This is a genomic window from Rhizobium sp. WW_1 (genome assembly GCF_003610155.1).
Lineage (GTDB): Bacteria > Pseudomonadota > Alphaproteobacteria > Rhizobiales > Rhizobiaceae > Rhizobium > Rhizobium tropici_A.
This window is the reverse complement of record NZ_RAIN01000003.1, coordinates 169,170-185,613: the sequence shown is the minus strand read 5'-3', so window position 1 is coordinate 185,613 and position 16,444 is coordinate 169,170. Positions and strand designations below refer to the sequence as shown.

Genomic DNA, 16,444 nt, shown 5'->3' with positions numbered 1-16,444 from the left:
ATTACGGACAGGGAGGAATAAAATGGTAGAAAAACGTTTCCAGCCGCTGGCACGCGACGCCATGGCTTACGTTCTTGCCGGGGGGCGCGGCAGCCGTCTGAAAGAACTCACCGACCGTCGTGCCAAGCCAGCCGTCTACTTCGGCGGCAAGACACGAATTATCGATTTCGCGCTGTCCAACGCACTCAATTCCGGTATCCGTCGCATCGGCGTCGCCACCCAGTACAAGGCGCACTCGCTGATCCGCCACATGCAGCGCGGCTGGAACTTCTTCCGCCCCGAGCGAAACGAAAGCTTCGACATCCTGCCGGCTTCACAGCGCGTTTCCGAAACGCAATGGTACGAAGGTACGGCCGATGCCGTCTACCAGAACATCGACATCATCGAGCCCTATGGCCCGGAATACATGGTCATCCTCGCCGGCGACCACATCTACAAGATGGACTATGAATGGATGCTGCAGCAGCACGTCGATTCGGGCGCCCAGGTCACGATCGGCTGCCTTGAAGTGCCGCGCATGGAAGCCGTCGGCTTCGGCGTCATGCATGTCGACGACAAGGACCAGATCATCGACTTCGTCGAGAAGCCGGCCGATCCGCCTGGTATCCCAGGCAATCCCGATTTCGCTCTCGCCTCGATGGGCATCTATGTCTTCCACACGAAATTCCTGATCGACTGCCTGAAGCGCGATGCGGCCGACCCGAATTCCAGCCGCGACTTCGGCAAGGACATCATTCCCTACATCGTCAAGAACGGTAAAGCCGTCGCCCATCGCTTCACCCAATCCTGCGTTCGCTCCGACTTCGAGCGCGAGGCCTATTGGCGCGACGTCGGAACGGTCGATGCCTACTGGCAGGCGAACATCGATTTGACCGCCGTCGTGCCGGAGCTCGACATCTACGACAAGTCCTGGCCGATCTGGACCTATGCGGAAATCAGCCCCCCGGCGAAGTTCGTGCATGACGACGAGGATCGCCGCGGTTCGGCTGTATCCTCCGTGGTCGCCGGCGACTGCATCATTTCCGGCGCCAGCCTCTACAACAGCCTCCTCTTCACCGGCGTACGCGCCAACTCATACTCGAAGCTGGAGGGAGCGGTGGTACTGCCGGGCGTGAAGGTTGGCCGTCGCGCGCAGCTCAAGAATGTCGTCATCGACCATGGCGTCACCATTCCGGAGGGGCTGATCGTCGGCGAAGATCCGGAGCTGGATGCCAAACGTTGGCGCCGCACGGAAAGCGGCATCTGCCTGATCACCCAATCGATGATCGATAAGCTGGATCTGTAACCTATGAAGGTTCTCTCGGTTTCGTCCGAAGTCTTCCCCCTGATCAAGACAGGGGGCCTGGCCGATGTGGCCGGCGCCCTGCCTATCGCGCTGAAGCCCTATGGCGTCGAAACCAAGACCCTCATTCCGGGCTATCCCGCCGTCATGAAGGCCATCCGCGATCCGGTTGTTCGCCTGGAGCTTCCGGATCTCCTCGGCGAGCCGGCGACGGTGCTCGAAGTTGAGCATGCCGGCATCTCCTTCCTCGTGCTCGACGCGCCGGCCTATTACAGCCGCACCGGCGGTCCTTATGTCGATGCGACGGGCAAGGATTATCCCGACAATTGGCGGCGCTTTGCGGCGCTGTCGCTCGCCGGCGCCGAGATCGCCGCCGGCCTCATGCCCGGCTGGCGGCCGGATCTGGTACATGCGCATGACTGGCAATCGGCTATGGTGCCGGTCTACATGCGTTACTATCCGACGCCGGAACTGCCGAGTGTCCTGACCATCCACAACATTGCATTCCAGGGCCAGTTCGGCGCCGATATCTTCCCCGGCCTGCGCCTGCCCGCCCACGCCTTCTCCATGGAAGGCATCGAATATTACGGCGATGTCGGCTTTCTCAAGGGCGGGCTGCAGACGGCCCATGCGCTGACCACCGTCAGCCCATCCTATGCGGAGGAAATCCTGACGCCGGAATTCGGCATGGGCCTTGAGGGCGTCATCGCCAGCAAGGCCTATAATCTCTACGGCATCGTCAACGGGATCGACGACGATATATGGAATCCGGAAACCGATCCGATGATCGCGCAGACCTACAACGTGACGACGTTGAAGGATCGCGCCGTGAACCGTCAGCGCGTCATCGAGCATTTCGGTCTGGAAAACGACGATGGTCCGATCTTCTGCGTCGTCAGCCGCCTCACCTGGCAGAAGGGCATGGATCTTCTGGCAGAGGTTGCCACCGAGATTGTCCACATGGGCGGCAAGCTCGCGATACTGGGTGCCGGCGATCCGGCGCTGGAAGGCGCGCTGTTTGCCGCAGCCGGCCGCCATCGCGGTCGCGTCGGCGTTTCCGCCGGCTATAACGAGCCGATGTCGCATCTGATGCAGGCCGGCTGCGACGCGATTATCATTCCCTCGCGCTTCGAACCCTGTGGCCTCACGCAGCTTTATGGCTTACGCTACGGCTGCCTGCCGGTCGTTGCGCGAACGGGCGGGCTGAACGATACGATTATCGACGCCAACCACGCCGGGCTGCAGGCGAAAGTCGCAACCGGCATCCAATTTTCGCCCGTCACCGCCGAGGGGTTGTTGCAGGCCGTGCGCCGTGCCATGCACCTTTTCCAGGATCGAAAGGTCTGGACGCAGATGCAAAAGCAGGGCATGAAATCCGACGTATCCTGGGGCAGGAGCGCAGAACGCTACGCCGCTCTCTACTCCAGTCTAGTCTCGAGAGGCGCTTAACCCGATGATTAAAACCGTACCCACCACCCCCTACGCGGATCAGAAACCCGGCACCTCCGGCCTGCGAAAGAAGGTTCCCGTATTTCAGCAGCCGAATTATGCGGAAAACTTCATCCAGTCGATTTTTGATTCGCTCGAGGGCTATCAGGGCAAGATCCTGGTCATCGGCGGCGACGGCCGTTACTACAATCGCGAAGTCATCCAGAAGGCCATCAAGATGGCCGCGGCAAACGGCTTCGGCAAGGTGATGGTCGGCAAGGGCGGCATCCTCTCGACGCCTGCAGCCTCAAACATCATCCGCAAGTACAAGGCCTTCGGCGGCATCATCCTGTCGGCAAGCCACAATCCCGGCGGCCCCACCGAAGATTTCGGCATCAAGTACAATATCGGCAATGGCGGCCCCGCGCCGGAAAAGATCACCGACGCCATCTATGAGCGCTCGAAGGTGATCGATAGCTACAAGATCTCGGATTTCCCGGATATCAATCTCGATCGCATCGCCCGCGAAGACGTCGGCGGCATGATCGTTTCGGTCATCGATCCGGTTGAAGACTACGCGACCTTGATGGAAGAGCTGTTCGATTTCGGCGCGATCCGCAATCTGATCAGCCTCGGCTTCCGCCTTAGCTTCGATGCGATGAGCGCGGTCACCGGCCCCTATGCCAAGGAAATCTTCGAAATCCGCCTCGGCGCGCCGGACGGCTCGGTGCGCAACTTCCTGCCATTGCCGGATTTCGGCGGCCATCACCCCGACCCGAACCTCGTCTATTGCAAAGAGCTCTATGACGACATGATGGGTGAAGATGCGCCCGATTTCGGCGCGGCATCGGATGGCGATGGCGACCGCAACCTCATCATCGGCCGGGGCATTTACGTCACCCCGTCCGACAGCCTGGCGATCCTGGCGGCCAACGCCAACCTCGCCCCCGGCTATTCGCATGGCATCGCCGGCATCGCCCGTTCCATGCCGACGAGCGGCGCTGCCGACCGTGTTGCCGAAAAGCGCGGCGTCGGCATCTATGAGACACCGACCGGCTGGAAATTCTTCGGCAACCTGCTCGATGCGGGCATGGCGACGATCTGCGGCGAGGAAAGCTCCGGCACCGGCTCCAACCATGTTCGCGAGAAGGACGGCCTTTGGGCCGTGCTGCTCTGGCTGAACATCTTGGCCGTTCGCGGCGAGAGCGTCATCGATATCGTGACGCAGCATTGGGCCACCTACGGCCGCAACTATTATTCCCGTCACGATTATGAAGGCGTCGACACCGATGCCGCCAACGGCCTGATTACGGCACTGCGCGAAAAGCTGCCGACACTGCCGGGCACGAAGATCGGCGACCTCACCGTTTCCGCCGCCGACGATTTTGCCTATCACGATCCGGTCGACAAATCCGTCAGCCAGCATCAGGGCATCCGCATCCTCTTCGAAGGCGGCTCCCGCGTCGTCTTCCGCCTCTCCGGCACCGGCACGACAGGCGCAACCCTGCGTGTTTACATCGAGCGCTACGAGCCCGATCCGACCCGCCACAATATCGATACCCAGGAAGCGCTGGCCGATCTCATCGCCGCAGCCCAGGAAATCGCCGATATCAAGGGCCGCACCGGCCGCGATGCACCGACAGTTATTACTTAATATTAGTCTCAGCCTAAGCCCCTTCGCCCCGCAAATGCGGGGAGAAGGCGGCCAGGAGCGGCTGAACGAAGTAAAGCGGCGACTGGTCGGATGAGGGGCCTTCTCGAAATTCACCGCGACTGCACAATTTGCCGGACGCACTGCCCCTCACCTTAGCCTTCTCCCCGCACGCGGGGAGCGGGAAGGACCTTTAGATATCCAGCCGGAAAGCCCGAGCATGTCCGAACAGACAATCCGCTCCCTTGGCGCGACCCCCGCCGACCATGGCGTTGAATTTGCCGTTTGGTCGAGGAATGCCGAGCGGATCGAATTGTGCCTGTTCGACACTGAAGGCCAGAAGGAAATTGCGCGTCTGCCACTTGCCCGCGACGGGGACGAACATCGCCTCTTTGTAAAGGACGCAAAGGAAGGCACGCGTTACGGCCTGCGCGCTCACGGCACATACGATCCCGAACAAGGCCTATGGTTCGACCCATCCAAGCTGCTGATCGATCCCTACGCCAAGGAACTGGATCGACCATTCCACTATGATCCACGCCTCGGTATCGTCGGCGAGGACACGCAAGACATCATGCCGAAGGCGATCGTCTCGCGCGATGTCGCCGTCAAGCCGGCCAAGCCGTTGTTTCAGGCCGGCTGCCTGATCTATGAGATCGCCGTCAAGCCTTTCACCATGCTGCATCCGGATGTGCCGGCGCAGCAACGCGGCACGGTCGCAGCCCTCGCCCACCCGGCAGTCATTGCCCATCTCAAGCGCCTGCAGGTCGATGCCGTCGAGCTGATGCCGATCACCGCATGGATCGACGAACGGCACTTGCCGCCCCTCGGCCTCACCAATGGCTGGGGCTACAATCCCGTCGGCTTCATGGCGCTCGATCCGCGCCTTGTGCCCGGTGGCATGAAGGAGCTGCGCGAGACGGTCGCTACCCTTCACGCCGAGGGCATCGCCGTCATCCTCGACCTCGTTTTCAATCATACGGGCGAGAGCGACCGCCACGGGCCGACGCTATCGCTGCGCGGCCTCGACAATCCCACCTATTTTCGCAGTGTGGCGGGCCAGCCCGGCACACTGGTCAACGATACCGGCACGGGCAACACCGTCGCCTGCGATCAGCCGGCAACCCGCAGGCTCATCCTCGACAGCCTCAGCCACTTCGTCCGCAATGCCGGCATCGATGGCTTCCGTTTCGATCTCGCCACCGTGCTTGGTCGTAACGGCAAGGGCTTCGATCCTGACAGCTTGACGCTGCGCGCCATGCTGGCGGACGAGGTGCTGCGGGATCGGATCATGATCGCCGAGCCTTGGGACATCGGTCCCGGCGGCTATCAGCTTGGAAATTTTCCAGCGCCGTTCCTCGAATGGAACGACCGCGCCCGCGACGACCTGCGCCGCTTCTGGCGCGGCAATGCCGGCATCGGCGATCTGGCGACGATCCTTGCCGGCTCCTCCCCCATATTCGGTCGCGATGGCCGCACGCAGACGCGCAGCGTCAACTTCCTTGCCGCCCATGACGGCTTCACGCTGATGGATCTCGTCTCCTACGAAAACAAGCACAACGAGGCCAATGGCGAGAACAATCGCGACGGCCATAACGAAAACTTCTCCTGGAACAACGGCGTCGAGGGACGAACGGACGATCTGTTGATCCAACACAAACGCCGCACCGATATCGAAGCCATGCTGTCGACGCTCTTTGCGACGCGCGGCACGATCATGCTGACGGCAGGCGACGAAGGCGGCCGCAGCCAGCAGGGCAACAACAACGCCTATTGCCAGGACAATGCCATCACCTGGATGGATTGGAAGGCGCTGGACGAGGAGCTGATCGGCCATGCCGCCTGGCTTGCCGGCCTGCGCCACCGCTTTGCCGCCTTCGGCCAGATGGACTTCTTTCGCGGCGATAGCGATGTGCTTTGGTTCTCCGCCGCCGGAACGTCGATGACGGTATCGGATTGGGAAGCACCGAATGCGTCTGTGCTCGGCATGGCAATCCGGACGGAGGACCGCACCACCGGCCGATCGACGCGGCTTGCGATGGTGTTCAACCGCGCCGCGGACGAACGCTCCGTCGCCTTGCCGGCCTCCGAAAGCGGCTGGTCTCAGCTGACGACGGCAGGCGAAACGCCAGCTGGAGAGCAGATCACCATTCCCGCCCGCTTCGTCGCCTTCCTTCTCGAATACTGATCGCTGTTGCTCTTTCGATCCCGATTCGCCAGAAAGGATTCTGACGACACAGACCGACGAGGATGGGATGCCTAGCGAAATTTCGCTTGTTGAGATCATGAAACTTGCGGGTACGGAGATCGGCGTTTCCGACTGGATCGTTGTCGACCAGACGATGATCGACACCTTTGCCGACGCAACGCTCGATCATCAGTTCATCCACGTCGACCCCGAGCGCGCCAAGACGGAAACGCCCTATGGCGGCACCATCGCTCATGGCTTCCTGACGCTCTCATTGCTTTCGGCAATGAACTACAGCGCCCTGCCGAAGATCCGCGAACAGACCATGGGCATCAACTACGGCTTCGAACAGATCCGCTTCATGTCGCCGGTTAAATGCGGCGCACGCGTGCGCGGCCGCTTCAAGCTAGCCGAAACGCGCCTGCGCGGTGCCAGCATGCTGATGCTGACCTATGACGTGACCGCGGAGATCGAAAACGAGCGCAAGCCGGCACTGACTGCGACATGGACGACCATATCGCAGTTCGATCCGAAGGATCGTCCGGAAGAGGCTTAAAGGCCCGCATCCTCCGCACCTTCAGCCAACAGGCCGAAAGCGTAATCGGAGAAGGAGCGCCAGACTTCGACGCGGAATGTCTCCTCATCAAGCCGCAAGATGACAACTTCCGCCTTGCCGAGCAGCGTGCGCGAGCAGGCGCCGACGGGAAATGCACTCAATGAAACATCCTGCGGGCAGCCGGCGGCAAGCGTCGCTTCCGCGCCGGGGCCAGAGACGATGACGGCGGTATTGCGATGCGAGACATCGGTCGCCGAATGCAGCACGCCGGACGACCCAGCCGTGCCCACCAGATCGGCACCACCTTCGTCGATGACCAGCCATTCGTCCGGCCCGAGCCAGAGAGCATGACGACCACCGTTGCTGGCTGAGGTCTTTGGCCGGGTCGGCAGCTGCAGGCCGAGCGCCTGCGAAAGACCGCCGACAGAATCGGCAGGCGCGCGCAGCGAAATGCGGCTTGCGGGAGCAGCCGGCGTCAGCCGGACGGTCGAGGAACCGCCATGGCGGCCGGCGAGCGGCAGTTTACGGGTAGCGAGATCAGCCATTGATCCGGCCTCCTTCCTTGTCAAAGAACACCAGATCCGTCACCTCGACTGATATCGTCTTGTCGGGCATCGGCACATAGAGCGTCTTGCCCATGCGCTCGCGTCCGCCGGCAACCAGCGCGAAGGCGATGGAGCGGCCGAGATTTTCCGACCAGTAGGCCGACGTGACATGGCCGAGCATGGTCATCGGCTTCTGTTCGTTCGGATCGGCAACGATCTGCGCGCCCTCCTCCAGCACCACCTTCGGATCGCGGGTGACGAGACCGACGAGCTGCTTGCGCCCTTCCTTGACGAGGTCCGGTCGCTTCAGGCCGCGAATGCCGACGAAATCGGTCTTCTTCTTGGAAACGGCCCAGGCAAGACCGGCATCGTCGGGGGTGACAGTGCCATCGGTATCCTGACCGACGATGATGTAGCCCTTCTCGGCACGCAGCACGTGCATCGTCTCCGTGCCATAGGCGCAGGCGCCCAGCGGTTCGGCGCGGGCCCAGACGGCTTCCAAAACGGACTGGCCGTAATCGGCCGGCACGTTGATTTCATAGCCGATTTCCCCCGTGAAGGAGACGCGGAACAGCCGGGCCGGCACGCCGCAGACCTTGCACTCGGCCACGCTCATATGCGGGAAGGCCTCGTTGGACAGATCCTGGCCCTCAACGAGCGGCTCGATGATCTCGCGCGCCTTCGGCCCCTGCACGGCGATGACGGCCCACTGTTCTGTGGTCGACGTCAGCCATACCTTCAGATACGGGAACTCGGTCTGCAGATAATCTTCCATATGATGCAGCACACGCGGCGCACCGCCGGTCGTCGTCGTCACATGGAAGCGATCGTCAGCCAGACGCCCAACGACGCCGTCGTCGTAAACGAAGCCGTCTTCGCGGGTCATGATGCCGTAGCGGCAGCGGCCGGGCTTCAGCGTATCCCAGGCATTGGTATAGATCAGGTTCAGGAACTCGGCCGCATCCGGCCCGACCACCTCGATCTTGCCGAGCGTCGAAGCATCGAACACGCCGGCCACTTCGCGGGCCGTGCGGCATTCGCGGTTGACGGCCTGATGCATGGTTTCGCCGGCGCGTGGATAGAACCAGGCGCGCTTCCAGTTGCCGACATCTTCGAAGATCGCGCCATGCGCCTCTTCCCAGGCATGCATCGGCGTCTTGCGGGCGGGATCGAAAAGCGAACCGCGCGAATGGCTGATCAGCGTGCCGTAGGTGACGGGCGTATAGGGCGCACGGAAGGTGGTAAGACCGACCTGCGGAATATCCTTGCCGAGCATTTCGGCGGCAATCGCCAGCCCGTGCATGTTGGAAAGCTTGCCCTGGTCGGACGCCATGCCGTTGGTGGTGAAGCGCTTGATATGCTCGATGGAGTGCATGCCCTCGCGCACGGCGAGACGAATATCCTTGGCGCAGACATCGTGCTGGAAATCGACGAAAGCCTTGGCATTCGTGTCAGGGCCGGCGCCTTCGGCAGCACCGATCATACCGCCGGTCCATTCGAAGGCCTGCTCGGCATGGAGCTGGATCTTCTCGCCGCCATTGGTGGCGCCGGTGGCGCGCGCCATCAGCTCGCCGGCGGCAAGCGATTCCTCGATCGCCGCCTGCAGCCCGTCCGTGCCGTTGCAGGCGCCAACCGACAGGCAATCCTGAACATAAGTGCCCGGCAGGAAGCGCTGCTTCTCGGCATCGAATTTCAGCTTGCCGCGCGACTGCGAAAAGAGATGGACGGAAGGCGTCCAGCCGGCCGAAACCAAGAGGGCGTCGATCGCGATCTTGCGCTTGGCGGAGCTGCCGTTGCGCGAGACGGTCATGGAGGAGACGCGAAGTTTGCCTGAGGTATCGACGACAGCATAGTCGGTCATCACCTCGATGCCGAGCCGCTTTGCCTCGGCCAGAACCGCCGCGCCCGGCCGCGCCCGGCTGTCGACGATGGCGACAACGGAAACGCCGGCGCGCTTCAGATCGAAGGCAGCTTCATAGGCGGAGTCATGCGCCGTATAGACACCGATCTTGGCACCGACGGCGACGCCATAGTGGTTGAGATAGGCGCGCGCGGCCGAGGCGAGCATGATGCCAGGCCGATCGTTATTCGGAAACACCATGTGCCGTTCGATGGCGCCCGTTGCCAGGATGGCCCGCTTGGTCCTCACTTGCCACAGGCGTTCGCGCGGCAGATCGCGGCCCGGCTTCGCCAGATGGTCGGTCACCCGCTCGGCAAGACCAAAGAAATTGTGGTTGTAGTAGCCAAAGGCCGTCGTGCGGGTCAGCACCTGGACATTCGGCATCGCCTTGAGCTTGGCGACAACACCCTGCGCCCAGTCATAGCCCTCGACGCCGTCGATCTTGATGCCCGTGTCGAAGCGCAACGCGCCGCCGACTTCAGGCTGCTCGTCGCAGAGGATGACCTTCGCACCGGTCTCGGCAGCGGCCAGCGCCGCGGACAGACCGGCAATGCCGGCACCGACGACGAGCACGTCGCAATGGGCATAACGGCCGGCATAGTGATCAGGATCTTCTTCCGTCGGTGCAACACCGAGACCGGCGGCGCGACGGATGAAGGGTTCGTAGATATGTTTCCACGCGGCCTTCGGCCACATGAAGGTCTTGTAGTAAAAGCCGGCGGCAAAGAAGGGCGACATGAGATTGTTGACGCCGCCGACATCGAAGGCGAGCGACGGCCAGCGGTTCTGCGACTGCGCTTTCATGCCGTCGAAGACTTCCTGCACGCTCGCACGCACGTTCGGCTGCCGCCGTGCGGCATCACGGGAGATATCGAGCAGCGCATTCGGCTCTTCGGCACCCGCGGACAGGATGCCGCGCGGACGGTGATACTTGAAGGACCGGCCGACGAGATGAACGCCGTTGGCAAGCAGTGCCGAGGCGACGCTATCCCCCTCCAGCGCGGTATAGCTCTTGCCGTCAAAAGTGAAGCGAGCGGTTCTGGCCGGCGTCAGACGTCCCTTGCCCGCGATACGATTGGCGCCGCTCATTCAGCAAATCCCTCTTTTTGTGCCGTTTGTTCTTGTTCGTTCTGATGCTGCGCCGCCGGCTCGGACGCACCCGTCCGCAGCGTCGCCGGATCGGGCTTCGCCTCGCCGGCCTTATAGGTGCGGTAGAAGTGATCGCTCACCGTGTCGCGCGCCGCGTTGAAGAAACGGCCGCAGCCATGGATATGCCGCCAGCGTTCGAAGATCAGGCCCTTCGGATTGTCGCGCAGGAAGAAATATTCCTCGAATTCCTCATCCGAGATCCCGGCAATATTGGCCGGCCGCACGATATGCGCATCGCCGGCGTTGCGGAATTCGAGTTCCGAACGCTCTTCCTCGCAATAGGGGCAGTAAATCAGCAGCATCGTTTTTTACCTGTGTTAAAGCTCGGAGCCCGTAAGGCTTGTGCCGGGAGGCTGCGCGCAGAGCCGCCGTCCCATGGTGACGAAAGGTGTTATGCGCGTCAGCAGCGCCTCCAGCGATCCGTATGGTTCAAGGACATTGGTCATGCCGATATTGACCAGGCTCATGCCCAGCAGATCCGTATCCAGCAGAAATGCCCTCGTTGCCTCAGGCACCTGCTTCGGCACGAAATAGACCGCCGGCTTGTTGAACACCTTGGCACAGAGCAGCGTTCCGCTTTCAGCCACGAAGGGCCAATCGGCCTCATCCTTCGCCTTGTGGATAAGCTGCATACGAAAATCCTTGACCCCCGGAATGAGATCGCTGACCTCGGCCACGATCGCTCCGACCGGCATTGAAAGCCCCGCCGCAAGAACGATCCCGACCGCCGTCAGCATCAGTGCGCCACGGCAGCAGCCGCCGCCTCGTCGATCAGTCGGCCGGTGCGGAAGCGATCCAACGTGAGTCCGGCGTTAAAGCGATGCGGCTCGTCGCGAGCGATGAGATGGGCAAAGAGATTGGCCGAACCCGGCGTCGCCTTGAAGCCGCCCGTGCCCCAGCCGCAATTAACGTAGAGGCCCGGAACCGGCGTCTTCGACTGGATCGCCGAACGGTCCGGCGTATTGTCGACGATGCCGCCCCAGGAGCGCATCATCTTCACGCGGCGGAACATCGGGAAGAGCTCGCAGATCGCATCCAGCGTATGGGTGATGATCTGCAGGCCGCCGGTCTGGCTGTAGGAATTGTACTGGTCGGTGCCGGCGCCGATGACGAGCTCGCCCTTGTCGGACTGCGAGATATAGGCGTGCACCGTGTTCGACATGACGACGCAAGGGAAGATCGGCTTCAGCGGCTCGGAGACGAGTGCCTGCAGCGGGCTCGATTGCAGCGGCACGCGCACGCCGGCCATCTGCATGACGACGGTCGTATGGCCGGCTGCGGACACGCCGACCTTCTTGGCGCCGATAAAGCCCTTGCTGGTTTCGACGCCCATCACGCGGCCATCCGGTCCGCGTCGAATGCCGGTCACTTCGCAGTTCTGGATGATATGCACGCCGCGATCGGAAGCCGCGCGGGCAAAGCCCCAGGCGACCGCATCGTGGCGCGCCGTGCCGCCGCGACGCTGCAGGGCAGCGCCGTTGATCGGGTAGCGCGCCATCTTCGAAATATCGAGCGGCGGACAATAGGCTTTGGCCTGTTCCGGTGTCAGCCATTCATTGTCGATACCGTAGAGGCGGTTGGCGTGAATATGCCGCTTGAAGGACTGCTGGTCGTGCACATTGTGCGACAGCATCATCACGCCGCGTGGCGAATACATGACGTTATAATTGAGATCCTGAGACAGCCCCTCCCAGAGCTTCATCGAATGCTCGTAGATGTGCATGCTCTCTTCATAGAGATAGTTCGAGCGGATGATGGTCGTGTTGCGGCCGGTGTTGCCGCCGCCGAGCCAACCCTTTTCGATCACGGCGACATTGGTGATGCCGTGCTCCTTGGCGAGGTAGTAGGCGGCACCAAGACCATGACCGCCGGCGCCGACGATGATGACGTCATACTCCTTGCGCGGCTCCGGCGAGGTCCATTGAGCCTCCCAGCCCTTGTGAGCCCGCATCGCTTCCCGTGCCACGGCAAAAACCGAGTATTTACGCATTCGCCCTCAACTCCTTCAGGCAAGACGCCCTTCTTGTGGGTCATACAAATCGCAAATCAAAAACCGACACAACGGCTCTTTTGCGACGCATTCGGGATCGGCTTTCGACACGGTTAAAAAGAACCATCGGACCGCAAGGCTGAACCATTTGCGGCGTCAGCGCCCGCATGAGCAAATTCAGCTGTCTGGTGAACAAACCACAGTGTTGCGCCACGCGTAAAAAGAAGACACGCCGCAAGCAGATAAGACACCGTCGCCAGAATTAGGAAGACGAGTTCCGTAGCGGTCCCGTCGGCATGACCTTTCTCGGCGACTATGCCAAAGCCGAAACCAATGATGAACATCATAGCGAATTGCGTGCCAAGCGTCATCCAGCGCGCCCAGTTCGCCCGTTTACGAACAACCAGCCAAACCCAGAAGATTTGGACACAAAAAAACAAAATTTCTACAACGCTAAAAATGTGCGGCGCTTCAGCAAACCGACCGACTGTCCTGTCCCAGTTCACCAATTGATTGGCAACAATGACGGCCATCCCAGCATATGTGAGTCGGCCATAATACCGAACGCTGCCCGGCATAGTCTGATCACTCATAAATCTCCACCCTATTTGCGCTGCAGGTGACAAACCTTCACCCGGCCACCGTGGCCATCCCCGTGCCAGACGCATCCTTCCTTGCGCGGCTTCTGATTGTAAAGATAGATTCTTGCACGGTGTTTGCTGTCAAAGGTCTGGTTCGAGAAATCGTGGCCGCCGACCCGAACGTTCTTGCCGAGGCGGACTTCGCCGGCCATGGCAGGCATAAGCGCTGCAGCAAGAACAACAAGCACCAGCATAAGCAACGCAAGCAGCCTTTCGACGACAACAAGGTCGAGCGATTTCATAAAACGATTCCCCCTTGCCCCAGACAATTGCTTATGACGCAGTCGCCGCATCGCGCGAATGACTGTGATCCGAAATACTCACACAAGCATGTCAATGTTGCAAAGATCGGCGTCCGCCAATCGCTTATTCAACAGCGCCACAGGCACCGCAGGCTCATTTCGGCTCTCGACAAACCGCTTTTTCCTCTGCAAAGTCACGATCTGGCTAGACTTTGACAAACCGATCTGCTATCCCGCCTACCAATCGCAAGGCTACGGCTGCGCGAACGTTATATTTTTGCCTCCTGGCGCTGCCGTCGCCGCTGGCATCAACCAAACCAAAGGAACGTGATTCTCGTGCAGGTACTTGTCCGCGATAACAATGTCGACCAGGCTCTCCGCGCTCTCAAGAAGAAGATGCAGCGCGAAGGTATTTTCCGCGAAATGAAGATGCGCGACTACTACGAAAAGCCGTCGCAGAAGCGTGCTCGCGAAAAGGCTGAAGCTGTTCGTCGCGTTCGCAAGCTTGCTCGCAAGCGCGCACAGCGCGAAGGCCTTGTTGCCAAGTAATCGCCGTTTTTTCGACGTTTTCAGATGCATGTGTGGCGGGGGCGAGTCGTTCGCCGCCGCCTTTTTGATTTATTCTCCGGACAAATCGGATTAAATCAGAACAGCCTGATATGACGCATGGGGAAAGCGAACCCGATAATGGCAATGACGACTTCCGTAAAGTTCCGTACTTCGAACCTCTCCTTATTCGTTTCGAAGCGCGCTGCAGCTCTGCCTGCCTTGGCGGTATTAGCCGCAATCAGCCTTTCTGGCTGCCAGACCGCCTCGACTGATAACGTAATCCGCATCGACAAGGCGCAAGGCTCTTCGGAAAATATCGCCTCGCTGACGTCGGTCATCAATGCCAATCCGCAGGACCCGGAAGGCTACAACGTTCGCGGCACGGCCTATGGCCGCGGCGGTGATTTCAACCGTGCCCTCGGCGACTTCAATCAGGCGATCCAGCTCAATCCGAAGTTCTATCAGGCCTACGCCAATCGCGCGCTCATCTACCGCAACATGGGCAAGCTGCCTGAAGCGGTCGCCGATTATAATGCGGCGCTGCAGATCAACGGTAGTTACGATGTCGCCTATATCGGCCGCGGTAATCTCTATCGTCAGGCTGGCCGCGACAACGATGCCTTCAACGACTATTCCAAGGCCATCAGCCTCGGAACGACCGATGGACGCGCCTATAACGGCCGCGGCGTGATCTTCCAGAAGCGCAATCAGCAGGACAAGGCGATCGACGATTTCTCCAAGGCGATCTCGCTGTCGCCGAACTCGCCGGAACCCTACAATAGCCGCGGCATTTCGTACCTCGCGCAGAACGACGACGACAACGCCTTTGCCGATTTCAATCACGCCATCGAGCTGAATAACAAGGTCGCCGAATCCTGGGCAAACCAGGCCTTCGTCTACGAGCGCAAGGGCGACAAGGCGAAAGCACGCCGCTCCTATCAGCATGCAGTCAACCTCGACCCCAGCTATCAGCCGGCCAAGGACGGTCTTGCCCGCGTCGGCGCCGGTGCCTGATATAGAGGCATAACGAGGGACGCATCCAGCCGCCGGCAATTCCTGCTCGGCGGCTTTTCTTTGCCTCGGCGAACGCCTAGTCTCGGCCACCCCATTCGAGCGAGACAATGACATGCCCTCCCCTCAGAAAATCATCGTCATCGGTGCCGGTATCATCGGCGCTTCCATCGCCTGGTATCTGAGCCGCAGCGGCGCATCCGTGACACTGGTCGCGCAGCAGACGGGCGGCGTCGCTACGCCGAATTCCTTCGCCTGGATCAATGCAAGTTGGGGCAATCCCGACTTCTATTTCCATCTCCGTCACCGCTCGATGGCCGAATGGTCGAGACTGCAGAAGGAACTGCCGGATCTCCCGCTATCCTGGTGCGGCGGCCTCAGTTGGGACCTGCCCGAACCGGAGCTGGATGCCTATGCGGCGCAGCACCATGGCTGGGGCTATGGCATACAGCCGGTCAACCGCGCCACAATCGCGATGATCGAGCCGGGTCTCGCCAACCCGCCCGACTACGCACTGCATGTCGCGGAGGAAGGTGCCATCGAGCCCGTCGCGGCCGCCGAACTGCTGCTGGCGGATGCCCGCCGCCGCGGTGCCGCCCTACTGACCGGCGTCGAGGTCAAGGGCCTGCTCAGAGAGGGAGAGCGAATCGTCGGTATCGAGACGAGCCAAGGCCCGATGCGCGCCGATCATGTCGTTCTGGCGGCCGGCGCGGGCACGGCAGCGCTTGCAGCCTCGGCCGATATCCTCGTTCCCCTTGAAACGCCTCCGGGGCTCATCGTTCATTCCCGTCCTGTGGAGAAAATGCTGAATGGCCTTGTGATGGCGCCGGAGTTGCATCTGCGCCAGACGATGGCGGGCCGGATCATCGCCGGCGGCGACTTTGGCGGCACCGATCCCGGCGACGATCCAAAGGCTGCAGCCAACGCGCTTTTTGCCAAGGTCCAGGCGAGATTGAAGGGCGGCGACGCGCTGGAACTCGATTTCCATACCGTCGGTTATCGCCCGACGCCGAAGGACGGTCTGCCGATTCTTGGAGGCGTCGAGACAGTAGACGGTCTCTACCTTGCGGTCCTGCATTCCGGTGTCACGCTGGCACCGCTCGTCGGCCTGCTCGCTTCACAGGAGATCGTAGATGGCGACGAAGAACCCTCGCTTGCCGCGTTCCGGCTCTCGCGCTTTACCCAGCTCGGCAGCGAGGCAAAACGCAACCCAAGGGATGCATTGCCACAGTCGTAAATACCCGAGATCGCTTATGATTTCGAAGCAATGACTTTTCAGATGTTGCAAGGAAAATTACCGAGCCCTAACATG

15 protein-coding genes are annotated in these 16,444 nt (G+C 61.1%); 8 read left to right on the top strand and 7 right to left on the bottom strand.

All coding sequences use genetic code 11. The annotated features are described in order from the left end of the window. The first annotated feature begins 22 nt into the window (after positions 1-22). The 5 genes from glgC (at position 23) to BJ928_RS11085 (ending at position 7,105) form a co-directional block, all read left to right on the top strand. Positions 23-1,285 (top strand): glucose-1-phosphate adenylyltransferase, encoded by a 1,263-nt coding sequence (glgC, locus tag BJ928_RS11105; protein WP_047629001.1) that lies wholly within the window; start codon positions 23-25, stop codon positions 1,283-1,285. Between the two features lie 3 nt (positions 1,286-1,288). Further along, the gene (gene glgA / locus BJ928_RS11100; protein WP_047629000.1) at positions 1,289-2,731 is read left to right on the top strand and encodes a glycogen synthase GlgA; all 1,443 of its coding nucleotides are present in this window, start codon (positions 1,289-1,291) and stop codon (positions 2,729-2,731) included. A gap of 4 nt (positions 2,732-2,735) precedes the next feature. Continuing rightward, positions 2,736-4,364 carry an alpha-D-glucose phosphate-specific phosphoglucomutase gene (locus BJ928_RS11095; protein ID WP_047628999.1) on the top strand — a complete coding sequence of 543 codons (1,629 nt, stop codon included), beginning with the start codon at positions 2,736-2,738 and terminating at the stop codon, positions 4,362-4,364. Positions 4,365-4,581: 217 nt separating this feature from the next. Beyond that, positions 4,582-6,549, top strand: coding sequence for a glycogen debranching protein GlgX (gene glgX, locus BJ928_RS11090; RefSeq protein ID WP_047628998.1), 1,968 nt, complete (start codon positions 4,582-4,584; stop codon positions 6,547-6,549). A gap of 67 nt (positions 6,550-6,616) precedes the next feature. Continuing rightward, entirely contained in the window at positions 6,617-7,105 is a 489-nt protein-coding gene (locus tag BJ928_RS11085; RefSeq protein WP_047628997.1) for a MaoC family dehydratase, read from the top strand. On the opposite strand, the gene BJ928_RS11080 is transcribed toward BJ928_RS11085, so the two are convergent. The 7 genes from BJ928_RS11080 to BJ928_RS11050 form a co-directional block, all read right to left on the bottom strand. After that, on the bottom strand, positions 7,102-7,650 hold the full coding sequence (locus BJ928_RS11080; RefSeq protein WP_047628996.1) for a sarcosine oxidase subunit gamma: 549 nt from the start codon (positions 7,648-7,650) through the stop codon (positions 7,102-7,104). The genes BJ928_RS11085 and BJ928_RS11080 overlap by 4 nt on opposite strands. After that, positions 7,643-10,639, bottom strand: a complete 2,997-nt coding sequence (locus tag BJ928_RS11075) for a sarcosine oxidase subunit alpha (protein ID WP_047628995.1) — start codon at positions 10,637-10,639, stop codon at positions 7,643-7,645. The genes BJ928_RS11080 and BJ928_RS11075 overlap by 8 nt, the downstream gene beginning before the upstream one ends. Further along, a complete protein-coding gene (locus BJ928_RS11070) occupies positions 10,636-11,001 on the bottom strand; it encodes a sarcosine oxidase subunit delta (RefSeq protein WP_047628994.1) in 366 nt (121 codons plus the stop codon). The genes BJ928_RS11075 and BJ928_RS11070 overlap by 4 nt, the downstream gene beginning before the upstream one ends. A 15-nt stretch (positions 11,002-11,016) precedes the next feature. Continuing rightward, positions 11,017-11,436, bottom strand: a complete 420-nt coding sequence (locus BJ928_RS11065; protein WP_047628993.1) for a hypothetical protein — start codon at positions 11,434-11,436, stop codon at positions 11,017-11,019. Next, entirely contained in the window at positions 11,436-12,689 is a 1,254-nt protein-coding gene (locus BJ928_RS11060; protein WP_047628992.1) for a sarcosine oxidase subunit beta family protein, read from the bottom strand. Before BJ928_RS11060 ends, BJ928_RS11065 begins: the two co-directional genes overlap by 1 nt. A 113-nt stretch (positions 12,690-12,802) precedes the next feature. After that, positions 12,803-13,282, bottom strand: a complete 480-nt coding sequence (locus tag BJ928_RS11055; protein WP_047628991.1) for a hypothetical protein — start codon at positions 13,280-13,282, stop codon at positions 12,803-12,805. Positions 13,283-13,293: 11 nt separating this feature from the next. Continuing rightward, positions 13,294-13,572, bottom strand: coding sequence for a hypothetical protein (locus BJ928_RS11050; protein ID WP_047628990.1), 279 nt, complete (start codon positions 13,570-13,572; stop codon positions 13,294-13,296). Between the two features lie 336 nt (positions 13,573-13,908). On the opposite strand from BJ928_RS11050, the gene rpsU reads away from it, so the two are divergent. The 3 genes from rpsU to BJ928_RS11030 all read left to right on the top strand — a co-directional run bounded on the left by rpsU (position 13,909) and on the right by BJ928_RS11030 (position 16,369). Further along, entirely contained in the window at positions 13,909-14,121 is a 213-nt protein-coding gene (gene rpsU, locus BJ928_RS11040) for a 30S ribosomal protein S21 (RefSeq protein ID WP_004117638.1), read from the top strand. A gap of 138 nt (positions 14,122-14,259) precedes the next feature. Further along, positions 14,260-15,135 carry a tetratricopeptide repeat protein gene (locus BJ928_RS11035; protein WP_047628987.1) on the top strand — a complete coding sequence of 292 codons (876 nt, stop codon included), beginning with the start codon at positions 14,260-14,262 and terminating at the stop codon, positions 15,133-15,135. Between the two features lie 112 nt (positions 15,136-15,247). Next, positions 15,248-16,369 carry an FAD-binding oxidoreductase gene (locus BJ928_RS11030; protein ID WP_052227503.1) on the top strand — a complete coding sequence of 374 codons (1,122 nt, stop codon included), beginning with the start codon at positions 15,248-15,250 and terminating at the stop codon, positions 16,367-16,369. The last annotated feature ends 75 nt before the right edge of the window (positions 16,370-16,444 follow it).

What these genes read in the sequence shown, in the direction of transcription:
- glgC (WP_047629001.1), top strand. Translation starts at nt 23, where the DNA reads ATGGTAGAAAAACGTTTCCAGCCGCTGGCACGCGACGCCATGGCTTAC.
- glgA (WP_047629000.1), top strand. Translation starts at nt 1,289, where the DNA reads ATGAAGGTTCTCTCGGTTTCGTCCGAAGTCTTCCCCCTGATCAAGACA.
- BJ928_RS11095 (WP_047628999.1), top strand. Translation starts at nt 2,736, where the DNA reads ATGATTAAAACCGTACCCACCACCCCCTACGCGGATCAGAAACCCGGC.
- glgX (WP_047628998.1), top strand. Translation starts at nt 4,582, where the DNA reads ATGTCCGAACAGACAATCCGCTCCCTTGGCGCGACCCCCGCCGACCAT.
- BJ928_RS11085 (WP_047628997.1), top strand. Translation starts at nt 6,617, where the DNA reads ATGCCTAGCGAAATTTCGCTTGTTGAGATCATGAAACTTGCGGGTACG.
- BJ928_RS11080 (WP_047628996.1), bottom strand. Translation starts at nt 7,650, where the DNA reads ATGGCTGATCTCGCTACCCGTAAACTGCCGCTCGCCGGCCGCCATGGC.
- BJ928_RS11075 (WP_047628995.1), bottom strand. Translation starts at nt 10,639, where the DNA reads ATGAGCGGCGCCAATCGTATCGCGGGCAAGGGACGTCTGACGCCGGCC.
- BJ928_RS11070 (WP_047628994.1), bottom strand. Translation starts at nt 11,001, where the DNA reads ATGCTGCTGATTTACTGCCCCTATTGCGAGGAAGAGCGTTCGGAACTC.
- BJ928_RS11065 (WP_047628993.1), bottom strand. Translation starts at nt 11,436, where the DNA reads ATGCTGACGGCGGTCGGGATCGTTCTTGCGGCGGGGCTTTCAATGCCG.
- BJ928_RS11060 (WP_047628992.1), bottom strand. Translation starts at nt 12,689, where the DNA reads ATGCGTAAATACTCGGTTTTTGCCGTGGCACGGGAAGCGATGCGGGCT.
- BJ928_RS11055 (WP_047628991.1), bottom strand. Translation starts at nt 13,282, where the DNA reads ATGAGTGATCAGACTATGCCGGGCAGCGTTCGGTATTATGGCCGACTC.
- BJ928_RS11050 (WP_047628990.1), bottom strand. Translation starts at nt 13,572, where the DNA reads ATGAAATCGCTCGACCTTGTTGTCGTCGAAAGGCTGCTTGCGTTGCTT.
- BJ928_RS11035 (WP_047628987.1), top strand. Translation starts at nt 14,260, where the DNA reads ATGGCAATGACGACTTCCGTAAAGTTCCGTACTTCGAACCTCTCCTTA.
- BJ928_RS11030 (WP_052227503.1), top strand. Translation starts at nt 15,248, where the DNA reads ATGCCCTCCCCTCAGAAAATCATCGTCATCGGTGCCGGTATCATCGGC.